Genomic DNA, 425 nt, shown 5'->3' with positions numbered 1-425 from the left:
AGAATCTTCCGCAATGGGCGAAAGCCTGACGGAGCGACACCGCGTGGATGATGAAGGTCGAAAGATTGTAAAATCCTTTTATTGATGAGGAATAAGCTAGATAGGAAATGATTTAGTGATGACGTTAGTCAATGAATAAGCCCCGGCAAATTACGTGCCAGCAGCCGCGGTAATACGTAAGGGGCGAGCGTTGTTCGGAATTATTGGGCGTAAAGGGTGAGTAGGCGGTTTATTAAGTCTAGGATAAAATACCAGGGCTCAACTCTGGAAATATTCTGGAAACTAATAAGCTAGAGTCTGATAGGGGAAGTTAGAACTCCTGGTGTAAGGGTGGAATCTGTTGATATCAGGGGGAATACCAGAGGCGAAGGCGAACTTCTAGGTCAAGACTGACGCTGAGTCACGAAAGCGTAGGGAGCAAACAG

1 rRNA gene is annotated in these 425 nt (G+C 46.4%); it reads left to right on the top strand.

The annotated features are described in order from the left end of the window. Window positions 1-425 (top strand): 16S ribosomal RNA (locus tag C6558_RS39245); the annotation flags it as partial.

It is taken from the genome of Ensifer sp. NM-2 (assembly GCF_003024455.1).
Lineage (GTDB): Bacteria > Pseudomonadota > Alphaproteobacteria > Rhizobiales > Rhizobiaceae > Ensifer > Ensifer canadensis.
The sequence above is the reverse complement of the archived record's forward strand: the minus strand, read 5'-3'. Positions and strand labels throughout refer to the sequence as shown.